At 76.3% G+C, this 13937-nt stretch carries 11 protein-coding genes and 1 pseudogene; 9 read left to right on the top strand and 3 right to left on the bottom strand.

The genetic code is table 11. From position 1 onward, the window contains the following. Positions 1-6: 6 nt before the first annotated feature. A complete protein-coding gene (locus ABT160_RS16265) occupies positions 7-1236 on the top strand; it encodes an SPFH domain-containing protein (RefSeq protein ID WP_351647988.1) in 1230 nt (409 codons plus the stop codon). 85 nt (positions 1237-1321) lie between these two features. Next, positions 1322-2398 carry a C40 family peptidase gene (locus tag ABT160_RS16260; RefSeq protein ID WP_351647986.1) on the top strand — a complete coding sequence of 359 codons (1077 nt, stop codon included), beginning with the start codon at positions 1322-1324 and terminating at the stop codon, positions 2396-2398. A 39-nt stretch (positions 2399-2437) separates the two neighbouring features. Here ABT160_RS16260 and ABT160_RS16255 read toward each other — a convergent pair whose 3' ends face one another. Beyond that, a complete protein-coding gene (locus ABT160_RS16255) occupies positions 2438-3490 on the bottom strand; it encodes an aminotransferase class I/II-fold pyridoxal phosphate-dependent enzyme (protein WP_351647984.1) in 1053 nt (350 codons plus the stop codon). A gap of 523 nt (positions 3491-4013) precedes the next feature. Between ABT160_RS16255 and ABT160_RS16250 the strand changes: the two genes are divergently transcribed. The 4 genes from ABT160_RS16250 to ABT160_RS16235 all read left to right on the top strand — a co-directional run bounded on the left by ABT160_RS16250 (position 4014) and on the right by ABT160_RS16235 (position 7222). After that, complete coding sequence (locus tag ABT160_RS16250; protein ID WP_351647982.1) at positions 4014-4307, top strand: hypothetical protein; 294 nt, start codon at positions 4014-4016, stop codon at positions 4305-4307. Between the two features lie 260 nt (positions 4308-4567). Continuing rightward, entirely contained in the window at positions 4568-5632 is a 1065-nt protein-coding gene (locus ABT160_RS16245; RefSeq protein WP_351647980.1) for an LnmK family bifunctional acyltransferase/decarboxylase, read from the top strand. A gap of 112 nt (positions 5633-5744) precedes the next feature. Then, complete coding sequence (locus ABT160_RS16240; RefSeq protein ID WP_351647978.1) at positions 5745-5978, top strand: phosphopantetheine-binding protein; 234 nt, start codon at positions 5745-5747, stop codon at positions 5976-5978. Continuing rightward, positions 5975-7222, top strand: coding sequence for a beta-ketoacyl-[acyl-carrier-protein] synthase family protein (locus tag ABT160_RS16235; RefSeq protein ID WP_351647976.1), 1248 nt, complete (start codon positions 5975-5977; stop codon positions 7220-7222). The genes ABT160_RS16240 and ABT160_RS16235 overlap by 4 nt, the downstream gene beginning before the upstream one ends. A 140-nt stretch (positions 7223-7362) precedes the next feature. Here the strand turns inward: ABT160_RS16235 and ABT160_RS16230 are convergent, their stop codons facing one another. Next, positions 7363-8283, bottom strand: a complete 921-nt coding sequence (locus ABT160_RS16230; RefSeq protein WP_351647974.1) for a LysR family transcriptional regulator — start codon at positions 8281-8283, stop codon at positions 7363-7365. A gap of 98 nt (positions 8284-8381) precedes the next feature. Here ABT160_RS16230 and ABT160_RS16225 point away from each other — a divergent pair, with 98 nt between their 5' ends. From ABT160_RS16225 to ABT160_RS16215, 3 genes and pseudogenes are all read left to right on the top strand, one after another. Beyond that, on the top strand, positions 8382-9215 hold the full coding sequence (locus tag ABT160_RS16225; RefSeq protein WP_351647972.1) for an oxidoreductase: 834 nt from the start codon (positions 8382-8384) through the stop codon (positions 9213-9215). A 103-nt stretch (positions 9216-9318) separates the two neighbouring features. Next, on the top strand, positions 9319-9822 hold the full coding sequence (locus ABT160_RS16220; RefSeq protein WP_351647970.1) for a lamin tail domain-containing protein: 504 nt from the start codon (positions 9319-9321) through the stop codon (positions 9820-9822). A gap of 32 nt (positions 9823-9854) precedes the next feature. Beyond that, positions 9855-13160 (top strand): annotated as a pseudogene (locus ABT160_RS16215) (coiled-coil domain-containing protein); the annotation flags it as partial. 179 nt (positions 13161-13339) lie between these two features. On the opposite strand, the gene ABT160_RS16210 reads toward ABT160_RS16215, so the two are convergent. Then, complete coding sequence (locus tag ABT160_RS16210) at positions 13340-13768, bottom strand: hypothetical protein (RefSeq protein ID WP_351647968.1); 429 nt, start codon at positions 13766-13768, stop codon at positions 13340-13342. Between the last annotated feature and the right edge of the window lie 169 nt (positions 13769-13937).

The following is a 13937-nucleotide window of genomic DNA, read 5'->3' as shown; positions in this document are numbered from 1 at the left end:
GCAGCCGTGCCGCAGCCGGATCCGGATCCTGAGAACGACGAGCCCCAGCGCGGGGAGGCCGAAGCCGACCTCGCGGGAGAGGACGGGCGGGCCCCGGCGACGCTCGTCGTACGCGGTGCGCCCCCGGCCCTGTCGATGGAGCACCTGTACCGCGACCAGGAGGAGACCGCCCCCTCGTACGTCAAGAGCGCTGACCTGAAGCGCGCCGACACCAAGACGCCCCCCGCCCCGCCCGCGCAGGGCCAGGAGGGCGCCGCGTCCCCCGTCCGCGGTGCCCCTCGCCCGGTCCCGCCGCCACGGGCGGAGGGAGGGCTCAACGAGCGCCCGGGCGCGGCCTGTTCGGGCTGGTGGGCGATGCTCGTCGTCCTCCTCGCCCTCGTCGGCGCGGGCGCCGTCCTGTGGACCGTGCACCGCGTCCCGCTGCACTGGCTCGGGCACCGCGCCACCACGCCCCGGCCCCTGGCCGCCTGGCACGGGGCCGCCCTGGCCGGCTGCGCCGCGCTCGCCGCCCTCGCCCTCTCCGGGCTCGCCCGGGGCCGCGCGGGCAGCGCCTGGGTGCTCTCGCTGTTCGGGCGCTACCGGGGCACCGTACGGCGCACCGGCCTGGTCTGGATGAACCCGCTCGCGCGGCGCCGACGGGTCGACGTCCGCCTCAACCACTGGCGCAGCGAACCCCTCCCCGGCGTCGACGCCGACGGCGTCTCCCTGCGCGTGGTGGTCCTGGTCGTGTGGCGGGTCAGGGACACCGCCCGGGCCGCCTTCGCGGTCGACGACTGCGCCGCGTACCTGCGCGAGCAGATCGAGGAGGTCAGCGCCCGCACCGTCTCCCGCATGCCCGCCGACCAGTTCGCCGGTCCCGGGCGCGACGGGGACCCGGACGCCCGGGAACCCGACGCCCTGCGCTCCCTGGCCGCGGTCGGCGACGAGCTCAGCCGCACCCTGGCCGCCGAGTGCGCGGCCGTGGGCGTCCAGGTCTTCTCCGCCCGCCCCGTCCGCGTCGAGTACGCCCCCGACGTGGCGGCCGCGATGCGCCGCCGCCAGATCGCCGCCCTGGACGCCCGGCACCGCGACCGGGTCCTGACCTCGGCGCTCGACACCGTCGAGGACGCCGTCACCCGGCTCGCCGCGCGCGGCCTCGTCACCCTCGACGACTACGAGCGCAAGGCGCTCGTCAAGGACCTGACCGTCGCCCTGTGCGCGGCACCGGGCGCGGCGACCACCCCGGAGCCCCGGTGAGACCCGCACCGCGCGGCCCGAACAGGACCCCCGTGAACCGACACCCGCGCACCGCGCGCGCCTTACCCCGAGGAGAGAAGTAGACGTGCACGCCCCCGAGTACGTGGAAGCGACCCCCGCCGACTGCACCTGCCCGGACTGCCGCGAGCAGCCGTCCGCCGCCGCCCCGGCGCGCCGCTGCGGAGTCCGTACGGCCGTCGCGGCGGCCCTCGGGGCCGCGGCCCTGGTCGGCACGGCCGCCGGTCCCGCCGTCGCCGAGCCGGCGCCGAAGAGGGCGGGCTGGGACGGCTCGCGCTACTGGTACAAGGACGCCACCGGCTGGTGGCGCTGGACCTCGCACCAGGACAAGTACCTGCGCCACGCCCAGGGTCCGCGACCGGCGGGGAGCGCCGCGGTGAACACCCGGGGCCGCGCCTCCGAGCCCGTCTTCCGCGGCAGCGCGGGCTGGGACCCGAAGGACCGCGTGTACTGGTACCGGAAGAACGGGCACTGGTACTGGACCAGCCACCAGAGCACGTACGCGAGCAGGACGGGCGGCTCCGGCACGGGCAAGCCGTCCAAGCCCACCGCCACCCGGCCCGGCACCTCGGCCGGGCACTCCGCCAACCCCACCTTCCGCGGCCGCGCCGGCTGGGACGCGACCGACCGCGTCTACTGGTACCAGCGGGGCGGCGGCTGGTGGTGGACCAGCCACCAGGACAAGTACGAGCGGTACGCGGGCACCGCCACCCCCACCCCGAAGCCGGGCGGCGGCTCGTCCTCGAACGGTGGCGGGGGCGGCACCGGCACCCCCGCCCGCTACGGCACCGAGCGCGCCATCCAGTTCGCCATGTCCCACCTGGGCGACCCCTACGTCTGGGGCGGCAACGGCCCGCACGGCTGGGACTGCTCCGGCCTGGTCAAGGCCGCCTACCAGCGGGCGGGCATCACCCTGCCCCGGGTCGCCGACGACCAGTACCGGGCCACCACCCCGATCACCCGCGACCGGCTCCGGCGCGGCGACCTGGTGTTCTGGAGCAGCAACGGCCGGGCGAGCGGGGTGCACCACGTGGCGGTCTACCTCGGCGGGGGCCAGTACCTGGAGGCCCCGAGGCCGGGCAGGAACGTGCGCGTCTCCTCGTTCAGCGCGTACGACCCGAACTTGTACGGGCGCGTGCGCTGATTCAACAGCCGGGTGCTGAAAGATGGTCGACGGTACGTGTCACGGCGACGGCAGGACGACTGCCGGTGACCCGAGCGCCGCGACCACTGTCTGGACGTCCGACCGCTGGGGCACCGCGAGGCGCAGCCCCTCGCCCGGGTACACGCGCGCCCGCACCCGGGCGGCGGCCAGACGGCGGTGGGCGTCCTCGGCGGCCTCCGGGTGGTCCAGCCAGAGGAAGTTGGCGTGGCTGCGCGGGACCCGCCAGCCCGCCGCCACCAGCTCGGCGGCCAGCTCGTCGCGGGTGCGGGTGAGCGTGCGGATCCGGGTGCGCAGCTCGGGCTCGGCCCGCAGGCTGGCGTGCACGGCCGCGGTCGCCTGCTCCGAGATGCCGTACGGGAGCTGGTGGACGCGGGCGCCCGCCACGAGGCCGGAGCTCCCGACGCCGTACCCCACCCGCATCCCCGCCAGGCCGTACGCCTTGGAGAAGGTGCGCAGGACCACCACGTTGGGGTGGCGGTCGACGAGGGCGAACGGGTCGGCGCGGCCGGGACGGTCCGCGAACTCCGCGTACGCCTCGTCAAGCAGCACCAGCGTGCTCGCGGGCACCCGCTCCAGGAAGTCCGCGACCGCCGCGTCCTCGACCAGGGTGCCCGTCGGGTTGTGCGGGTTGCACAGGACGAGCGCGCCCGCCCCGGCGACGGCGGCGTCCGCGAGCGCGTCGAGGTCCTGGTGGCCGCCGGGCAGCAGCGGCACCGGCACGGCCTCGGCGCCGACCATGTGCGCGACCATCGGGTACGCGTCGAAGTTGCGCCACCCGTAGGCGAGCCGGCCGCCGGGCGGCATCGCGGCGCGCAGGAACTGCAGGGCCACGCCCACCGCGCCGTTCCCCACCACCATGCGGTCGGCGGGGACGCCGCACCAGTGCGCGAGCACGGCGGCCAGGGAATCCGGGTGGAAGTCCGGGTACCGGTGGGCCCGGGCCCCGGCCTCCGCGATGGCACGGGCCACGGAGGGCAGCGGGGGCAGCGGGAACTCGTTGAGGTGCAGCGGGACCGGGCCGGGATCGGCCGTGCCGGTCAGGCGGGCCGAAGGGAGTGCCTGAAGGGTCATGGGGTTACCTCGTCCGTCAGGGGTGGGCGGGTGTGGTGCGGCGGGTGCGGGTGCGGGTGCGGTTGTCGAGTGCGGTGCGTGCACCGGATGTGGGCGGGTGTCGTGTGCGGTGCGGGCCTCGGGTGCGGGTGTCGAGGCCGCGCGGCGACGTGGACGCGGAGGGCGGGTGCGGACCGCGGGTGCGGACCGCGCGTGCGGAGGGACGCGCGTAGTGTGCCCGCGTCCCGCCGCTGTCCGCCGGTGCACGCGGCCGAGCCCGGATTAGGTCTCGTGTTCTCCGGTACGGGGCTGCCAGCGGGTTCGTAGCACCGCTTGAGCAAGGGTGTGATCACGGTTCTGAGCAGCGCGGACGACGGGCCCGTCACCAGGGGTGACGGATACGGCACGGCGCCGCCGCGCGATCGCGGGGAAGTCGCACGGCGGCCGTTACACGATCGACGGCCCGCCTCGCGGCGGGCTCCCTATGGTGGGCCGCACCCCACCGGCTCCGGCCCTCCGCCGGACCGAGGAGCAGGAGGTCACGATGGAGCAGTACTCCGTACGCCGCGCCCTCGCCGTCAGCGCCGCGGCCGCCGCCCTCCTGACCACCCCCCTGGCCGCCGCGAGTCCCGCCTCCGCCGTCACCCGGGCTCCCGTGTCCGTCACCGCCCCGGGGCACCTCCAGCCGGAGCGCGGGGCGCCGGAGCGGGCCGCCGGGCAGGAAGCGCTGTCGCCCGCCGAGGAGAACCACACTTGCTGGTACGTCGCCGGAGGCATCGCCCTCGCCCTGGCGGCCGCCGGGTGGGTCGCCCGGGAGCTGGTGCGCCGCAACCGGTGACGGGGGACGGGGACCCCGGGCGTGCCCGCGCGGGACGGGGCGCGCTCGCGCGGGATGGGAACTGGCGCCCGAGCGTCAACCGCACCCCCGGGACTTCACCCCCAGGAGATCCACATCTGGTCTCCCGTGCCGCCGGGACGCTGCGAGGATCTTGCCTCGCCCCCCTCTGCTGAATCGGTCCTGCACTGCGCGGACCGGTCAGTACGCGGCGCCCTCGCGCCCCGGGGTCGCCCCTCGCCCGGTCCCCGCAAGGAGCACCCTTGAGCCTCGACACGACAGCCCCGCACGCCCCTCCCGTCCCGGTCCAGCCCGCCGCGCGCCCGTACCCCCACACCGGCGTCACGCCGAGCGGACCCGGCGGGCTGCGGCGGTCGGTGGTGGCCGACCCCGGGATGTGCGGGCCGCTCGCCTCGTTCGTCGCCCGGGTCGGCGACTGGACCTGGGACGCGGTCGGCCGCGCCGCCGACCTCGACGTCTGCGGGGCGCGGGGCGCCGACGGGGACCCCTGCTACCTCTCGTTCCACCACCTGCGGCTGCGCACGGGAGGGGTCGGCCGGGACCGCGCCGAACCCCGCCGCGTCACCTTCGGCGACCGCCTCGACCTGCGCTCGCGGTGCTACGACGCGGGACGGCTCTCCGTCCTCACCAGCCACCGCCTCGCCTTCGCGACCGGAGCGGACGGGGCGGACGGAACGGACGGAGCGGACAGGGCGGACGGGGCGGACGGGGCAGTGGGGGACCCGGACGACGAGACCCGCGCGCCCCACCCCGGCTCCCTCCGGGTCGACGTCCTCAACACCTGGGTCACGCGCGGCGAGCACGGCGGCAACGCCGGACTGCTGCGCCGCCCGCCCGTCGGCTACGACCGCACCCTGCTGCCGTCCCGTCCCGACGCCCTCGACCCCACCCTCGACTGCCGCGCCGCCCGTACCGCGCTGGCCTTCCCCGACCCGGCCCGCGCGCACTGGCCCGTCGCGCCCGGCCCCGCCGCGGCCGTCGACCACGAGATCGACCCGGTCTCGGACGTCAACGGCGCGGGCCTGCTCTACTTCGCCACGTACGTCACCCTCGCCGAGCGCGCGCTCTACCGCCAGTGGCGCGAACGCGGCGGCTCCCGCGGTGACTTCGCGGCCCGCGCGCTCTGCGAGGCGCGGATCTCCTACTTCGGCAATGCCGACCCGGACACCGTGCTGCGGCTGGTACCGGTCACCCGCACCGACCCCGCCGAGCCCGGCTACGAGAAGACGGACGTCACGATCCGCGACGTCACCGACGGCCGCCTCCTGGCGGTGGCCCTGTTCCGCCACCGCTTCCCGCCGGCGTGACCGCCGCGCCACCACCCCACCCCCACCGCCACCCCCACAGAACCGTTTCGCCGCACCGCACCCCGGCCTCATTCCTCACCGCCCTTCCCCTCCCCGCCGAAAGGACGCCTCCGTGCGTACGTACATCAACTCCCTCCTCACCGGCCCGTACCAGGTCCCCCCGCCCGTCGCCGAGGACGCCTCGCTGACCCAGCTCGGACTGGACTCGCTCGCGCTGGCCGAGCTGGCCGCCGAGCTCCAGGACGTGCTGCGCGTCCCGGTCACCGGGGACGACGTCACCCCCCACACCACCGTCACCGAACTGGCCACCTCCCTGGAGGCCAAGGGCGCGACGGTGCCCCGGTGAGCGAAGGCCCCTCGCGGGGCGGCCGTGCGGCGCGGGTGACCGGCATCGGCCTGGTCACCCCCGCCGGGGCGGACGCCCCCACCTCCTGGAAGACCGTGCTCAGCGGCGCGACGGCCGCCGCGCCGCTGCCGGCCGGCTTCGAGGGGACGGACGTACGGGTCGGCTGCCCGGTCCCCGAGGGCGCCGACCCGGCACTCCGCCTCGGGCCCCGGGCCCGCCGCCTCGACCGCTTCACGCAGTTCGCGCTGGCCGCCGCCCTGGAGGCGGTCGCCGACAGCGGCCTGGACCCGGCGGCCCTGGACGGCGACCGCGTCGCGGTGGTGCTGGGCACGGCGCTTGCGGGCGTACGGACCTGGGAGGAGCAGCACGGTCGCTTCACCGCCGACGGGCCGGCCTACGTCTCCCCGCTGACCGTGCCGCGTGCCATCCCGAACATGGCCGCCGCGGTGCTTTCGATGGAGTTCGGCGCGCACGGCCCGAGCCTGGCGGTCTCCACCGCGTGCGCCGCGGGCACGACGGCCGTGGGCCTGGCGCTGGACCTGCTGCGCTCCGGGCGGTACGACGTGGTGATCGCGGGCGGCGCGGAGGCGGCCCTCACCCCACCGACGGTGGCCGCCTTCGACCGGCTCGGCGCCCTGTCGCGCAGCGCCGAACCGGCGGGCGCCTCACGGCCGTTCGACCGCGACCGCTCGGGTTTCGTGCTCGGCGAGGGGGCCGGGGTCCTGGTCCTGGAGATCGCCGCGCACGCGGAGGCGCGGGGCGCGCGCTCGTACGCGACCGTGCTCGGCCACGGCGCGACCTGCGACGCCCACCACCCGACCGCCCCCGACCCGGCGGGCCGCGCGGCGGAACGGGCGCTGCGGCTCGCGCTCGACGACGCGGGCGTGGCGCCGGCCGACATCGCCCACGTGAACGCCCACGCCACCGGCACCCCGCAGGGCGACGCGGTGGAGGCGGCGACCCTGCACCGGGTGTTCGGCCCGGGCGGTCCGGCCGTCAGCTCCACGAAGGGCGTCACCGGCCACCTCCTGGGAGCGGCCGGCGCGGTCGAGGCGGCGTTCACGGCCCTGGCGATCGCGGAGGGGGTGGTCCCGCCGACCGCCAACCTGACGGCCCTGGACGCCACCACGGACCTGGGCCTCGACCTCCCGACGACGGCGCGTCCCGGACCGGTCCCGCTGGCCCTGACCCAGTCGTTCGGCTTCGGCGGGCACAACGCGGCGCTGGTGCTGGGGGCGGTGTAGCGGGCCGCCCAGGCGGGAGGCGCGGGACCGGGGACCCCGGGGCTCGGGAGGCACGGGACCGGGTACGCCGGGGAGCGACGCATCGGGCACGGCACCCGAGCTCACGGCCCCCCGCGCTCACCGCCCCCCGGCCCCCGCGCTCACCGCCCCGGCGGTGCCTCCGCCACCCGCCGGGCCGCCTCCGCGTACGCCCGGACCAGCGGGCGGTCGTCGGCGGCCCGCCAGGCCAGGGCGAAGCGGCTCGGGGTGACGCCGGTGACCGGGCGGGCCACCACGCCCTCGCGGGCCAGGAGCGGTACGTTGCCCGCGGCCACCAGGCACACGCCGAGGCCGTCGACCAGTGCCTCGTACGTCTCGTCCGTGCTCGCGATCTCGGCGCCGATCCGCGGCGGGCCCGCGCCGAGCGCGGCGCGGGCGTCCAACGCCAGCCAGTAGTCCCGCAGTTCGGGCACCCGGTCGGGCAGCGCCAGGAACGGTTCGTCGACCAGCTCCGCGAAGTCCACGCCCTCCCGGCCCGCGAGGCGGTGGTCCTCGGGCAGGGCGACCAGGCGCGGCTCCGTGGCCATCACGACATACCGGAAGTCCGCCGCGTCCGCCAGCGGGAGCCAGACGAACGCCACGTCGCTGGCCTCGTCCCCGAGCCCCGCCGTGGCGTCCTGCCACCCGACCTGGCGCAGCTTCACGCGCGCGCCGGGGTGCTCCTCCGTGAAGCGCGAGCGGATCGCGGGCAGCAGTCCGCCGCGCCCCGGGCTGGTGCTCATCCCCACGGTCAGCTCGGCCCGCTGGGCGGCCCTGGCGCGCCGGACGGCCGCCTCCGCCTCGTCCCAGGCGGCCAGCGTCCGCAGGGCGTGCGGGAGGAGTTCCGTACCGACGGCCGTGAGGCGCACCCCCTGGCGGTCGCGGACGAACAGCTCCACGCCCAACTGCCGCTCCAGGGCGCGGATCTGCTTGCTGAGCGCGGGCTGCGAGACGAAGAGGCGCTCGGCGGCCCGGGTGAAGTGAAGCTCCTCGGCGACAGTGGCGAAGTAGCGCAGGTCGCGCCCGTGTACGTCCATAACCATGGGTTATCACGTCAGGTCTTGGACGGGCAACGGGCCGCCGCCGCATGCTCGTCGTGCGGCCGGGAAGTCCGGCGGCGTACGGACGAGGGGACGGTTCCATGAACAAGGTCTGGCTGGTCACCGGGGCGAACAGCGGCTTCGGGCGCGCCTTCACCGAGGCGGCGGTCGGCGCGGGCGACGTCGTGGTCGCCGCCGCCCGCCGGGTGGAGGCGCTGGACGACCTGGTCGCCGCGCACCCGGACCAGGTGGAGGCGGTCGCGCTGGACGTCACCGACGCCGGGGCCGTGGAGTCGGTGGTGGCGGACGTCGCCGCGCGGCACGGGCGCATCGACGTCCTGGTCAACAACGCGGGCCGTACGCACGTCGGCTCGGTCGAGGAGACGGGCGACGCGGAACTGCGCTCCCTGTTCGACGTGCACGTCTTCGGCCCGGCCGCGCTCACCCGCGCCGTCCTGCCGCACATGCGGGCCCGCCGCTCGGGCGCGGTGGTGCAGCTGAGCAGTGTGGGAGGGCAGATGTCGATGGCGGGCTTCGGGGCCTACAGCGCGACGAAGTTCGCCCTGGAGGGCCTGTCGGAGGCGCTGGCGGCGGAGGTGGGTCCGCTCGGGATCAAGGTGCTGATCGTCGAGCCGGGTGCCTTCCGCACCTCGCTGTTCGGCAACCACAGCCTGAGCGCGGACGGGATCGCGGACTACGCGGACACGGTCGGGGCGACGCGGTCGTACGTGGAGACGGGCGGCGGCACCCAGCAGGGCGACCCGGCGAAGGCCGCGGCGGCGGTGCTCGCCGCGCTCGACGCGGAGGACACCCCGCTCCGGCTGGCGCTCGGCGACGACTCCATCGACACGATCCAGGCACATCTGGAGCAGGTGCGGGGGGACCTGGCGGCGTGGGAGAAGGTGGGCCGGGACACCAAGCTGGACCAGGCGTGACGTAGATCGGTCGGGTCAGGGCGCGGGCCTGCGGAAAGCGGTCGGGCGGGGCGAAGTGTGTTGCTACGCTTCACACTTCGTACACAACTGAGGGGGGAACCTCATGACGCGGATCAGCCGTGCCTCGACCGCCGCAGCCGCCACCGCCGCGATAGCCGTCCTGGGCCTCGCCACGGCCCTTCCGGCGCACGCCGCCGAGTACTCGTCGCCCTTGAAGATCAAGGGCGTCCAGTACGACGCTCCGGGGGCCGACTCCAACAAGTGCTCCGGCGGCAACGCCAAGAACGAGTACCTGACGATCAAGAACTACTCGCGCTCCAAGGTGAACCTCAAGGGGTACGCCGTGAAGGACGCGACCGGCAACACCTTCGTCTTCCGGGCGAGCCACGTGCTGGAGCCCGGCGACTACGTGAACCTGCGCGGGGGCCGCGGCACCGACTCGGACGCGGGGAACGTCGTGTACCGCCAGAACTGCAACTTCATCTGGAACAACGACAAGGACACGATCGTCCTCAACAAGCCCGGTGGGGCCCACGCGGACGTCCACGCGTACACCAAGAAGGCGAACGACCGGGACGGCGACGGCTACATCAAGTACCACGGCTGACGCCGTCGGGGGGGGGGCGCCCCGACCCCGCGGCGCCGCCGGCGCCCGGGCCCCGGCCGCGCCCCGCCGCCCCCCTGCGCGCCGCGCGGCTCGCCGCCGAGGAGGAGGAGCGCTCCGCCACCCTCCAGGAGGCCGGCGAGGCCGCCCACCGCGACGCCACCGCCGCCGCCACCGAGGCCCAGCGCGCCCGCAGTGAGGCCGGCCACCTGCGCCAGCGCCTGGCCGAGGTCGAACAGGAGACCGCCGAGGCCGTCCGGGCCGGCTGGCTCGACGACAGCGCGCCCGACGCCGACCCCGCCCGCGCCGCGCTCGCCGCCTCCGACGCAGAGAAGAGCGCCGTCGCCGCCTGGGACACCGCACGCGACGCCGCGCGCGGCGCCACCGAGCGCGCCCGCGAGGCCGCCGCCGGCGAGGCCCGCGCCGAACTGGCCGCCGCCCGCGCCCTGGACGCCGCCACGGCCGCCGGACACGCCCACGACGCCGAGCGCCGCGCCGCCGAGTCCCTGGCCGCGGACCCGCGCCTGGGCGAACTGCTCAGCCTCCCCACCGGCCGCACCGGTCCCGTGCCCGGCCAGCGCAAGGACACCCCCGGTGACGGCGCGCTGCCCGAAGGCGCCCTCAGCGCCGACGAGTTCGACCGCTGCGCCGACGAACTGCGCGAACTGCTCGACCAGAACATCGTCTCCGCCGAGCGCAGCCTCTTCGACCTGCGCACCGCCGCCGCCGACGACGCCCGCATCCTCGGCGCCCTCGGCGACGGCGGCCTGCTGCCCCCGGGCCCGGACGTGCTCGCCACCGTCGAGCTCCTCGGCGAGCACGGCGTACCGGCCCTGCCCGGCTGGCGCTACCTCGCCCAGGCCGTCGACCCGGCCGACCACGCGGCCGTCCTCGCCGCCCGCCCCGAGCTCGTCGACGGCGTCGTCATCACCGACCCCGTCTCGTACGGCCGCGCCCGCGAAGCCCTCGCCACCGCCGCCCTGCTGCCCCGCTCGGCCGTCGCCGTGGGCACCGCGGCCGCCCTGCTCGCCCCGGTGCCGAGCGCCGGGAGCGGCGGCGACATCGACGTGTTCCTGGTCCCGCCGAACCCGGCCATGCACGACGAGTTCGCCGCCGACGAGGAGCGCCAGGCCCTGCGCACCCGCGCCACCGCGCGCGACGAGGAGATCCGCGCCCTGGCCGCCCGGCTCGCCGGGGACCGCGCCCTGGCCGCCCGCATCGGCTCCTGGCGCGCCGACTGCCCGCCCGGCATGCTCGCCGAACTGCGCACCGCCGCCGCCACCGCGCGCGAGGCCGCCGAGACCGCCGAGGCCGTGCTCGCCGAGGCCCGCACGGTGCGTGCCGAGGCCGACGAGACCGCCGCCGAGACCACCCGGGTGCGCGAGGAGCGCCAGGACACCGCCCAGCGGGCCCGCCGCGCCGCCGACGCCCTCGCCGGACTCGCCTACCGGCTGCGCGAGCGCGCGGGCTGGCAGGCCAAGCTGCGCGAACTGGCCGACGACGCGGCCGAGTCCGAGGCCCACGCCCAGACCTTCCTGGAGCGCGCCCGCGCCGCTGACCAGGACCGCCGCGCCGCCCAGCGCGCCGCCGACGACGCCCACCGCACCGCCCGCGCCCTCAAGGCCGAGCGCGCCGAGATCGCCGGGGCCCCCGACCAGCTGCCCGAAGGCGACGACACCCCGCGCACCGCCCTGCCCACCCTGCGCGAGGCCTACCGCGCCGCCTCCCGGCTGTACGAGAAGGTGGGCGTCGGCGCCGACCTGCGCGCCGAACAGGCCCGCGCCGAGAGCGACGAGTCCGCCGCCCTCGCCGAGCTCGACCGGCTCACCAACAAGGTCCGCACCCGCGCCGAGCAGCTCCTGGAGTCCACCGACGGCGCCGACGGACCCTCCCGCCAGGCCGCGGCCGCCCGCGCCGAGTCACTCGTACAGATGCTGGAGACCCGCGCGTCCGAGGCCAGCGAGAAGCTCGGCCGGCTGCGCGGCGAGGCCGAGCGCCTGGCCCCCGCCGACGAGGCCGGGGCGCACACCGAGCTGCCCGAGGACCTGGTCCCCGCCGACGCCGAGCAGGCCCAGGCCCTGCTGCGCACCGCCACCACCGAACTGGCCGCGCGCACCGACGCCCTGGACTCCGCCCGGGCCGCCCACGCCGAGCTGCTCCAGGCCCACCGCGCCGCCGAGGACGCGGCCGGCGGCTTCGACGAGAGCGCCGCGCTCCTGCGCGACCTGCTGCGCGACCACGCCGAGGAGGAGCAGGAGGAGCCCGAGCCCTACCCGGGCGACCTGGAGGAGGCCCGCCGGGCCGCCGCCGAGGCCCGCCGCTCGCTGCGCGGCTGCTCGGCCGACCTCTCGGCCGCCGACGCGGCCGTCCGCGAGGCCTGCGACGTCCTCGTGCGCCACGCCAACTCCACCCGCTACGAACAGGTCCGCACCCCGGCCCGCCAGCAGATCCGCGAACTGCCCGCCGCCGCGCTGCCGGAGCACGCCGCCAAGTGGGCCGAGGCGTTCGCGCCCCGGCTGCGGGTCCTCACCGACGAACTGGTGCAGCTGGAGCGCAACCGCGACTCGATCGTGGACCGGTTGCGCGGCCTGGTGGAGTCCGCGCTCGCCACCCTGCGCTCGGCGCAGCGGCTGTCCCGGCTGCCGGAGGGCCTGGGGGAGTGGTCCGGACAGGAGTTCCTGCGGATCCGCTTCGAGGAGCCCGACCAGGCCACGCTGACCGAGCGGCTCGGCGAGGTCATCGACGAGGCCACCCGGGCCGCCGTGCGCAAGAACTCCGACCTGCGCAGGGACGGCATGTCGCTGCTGCTGCGCGGCGTCCAGGCGGCGCTGGAGCCCAAGGGCATCGCGGTCGAGATCCTCAAGCCCGACGCGGTGCTGCGCGCCGAGCGGGTGCCCGTCGGGCAGATGGGCGACGTCTTCTCCGGCGGACAGCTGCTGACCGCGGCGATCGCCCTGTACTGCACGATGGCGGCGCTGCGCTCCAACGACCGGGGCCGCGACAAGCACCGGCACGCGGGCACGCTGTTCCTGGACAACCCGATCGGCCGCGCCAACGCCACGTACCTGCTGGAGCTCCAGCGGGCCGTGTCGGACGCGCTCGGCGTCCAGCTGCTCTACACCACGGGCCTGTTCGACACGACCGCCCTGGCGGAGTTCCCGCTGGTCATCCGGATGCGCAACGACGCGGACCTGAGGGCGGGGCTGAAGTACATCAGCGTCGAGGAGCACCTGCGCCCGGGCCTGCCGCAGCGCGACCCGGAGGCCGAGGCGGTGCACGGCGAGATCACCGCGACCAGGATGTTCCGCCGCACCCCGGCGGAGGCGACCACCGCACGGTGAGGACCGCACGGTCACGGTGAGGTGAGGGGAAGCCGGGGCCCCTCACCCGCCTGGGCTCCTCGCCTGCCGGGGCCTCTTACCTGCCGGGCCTCTCACCTGCCGGGCCCCTCACCCGAGGGCCCCGGCTCAGCTGACTCCGCCGACAACCCCGGCCCAGAACAGGGCCGTCACGAGGCGCCTCACACCCCCGACAAACTCCGGCTCTCGCGCGAGCCCTTGTTCTCGCGGCGGCGTATCCGCGATTCCTCGCGCGCCTCGGCCTTCTCCACGCGCCGCGCGAGGCGTCGCTCGCGGCGCAACTGCCGGGCGGTGCTGCTGGGTGCCGACACCACCCCGTTGCGCTGGTTCCACACCTGCCGGGTCACCCACACGTCCAGCACCGCCCAGGTCGCCACGACCGTCGACGCGACACTGCTGACCACCATCGGGAACGCCAGCCAGGACCCCGCGAGCGTGCCGAAGAACGCCACCATGGCCTGGATCAGCGTCACCGAGAGGACCAGCACGGCCCGCACCGCCGAGCTGCGCACCGGGTCCGGCATCCGGCGGCGTGTCGCCGGCTCGTCCACCCACAACTCACGCCTGACTTCCGCCTCGCGCGCCACCATCGACCGACACTCCCCACCGCTTGCGACTTCTTGGGTGGCTGCCCGCCAAGAGCCTCTTTACGCACACAGGCCCGGCACTTCGCGACAACCTCCACGTTCCCCGTACAGAAAGACGATTCACGGGTGCGGAAGATTCCCGGTCAGGGCACATGCACGGAATAAATCCAGC

It is taken from the genome of Streptomyces sp. NPDC001941 (assembly GCF_040296945.1).
Lineage (GTDB): Bacteria > Actinomycetota > Actinomycetes > Streptomycetales > Streptomycetaceae > Streptomyces.
The sequence above is the reverse complement of the archived record's forward strand: the minus strand, read 5'-3'. Positions and strand labels throughout refer to the sequence as shown.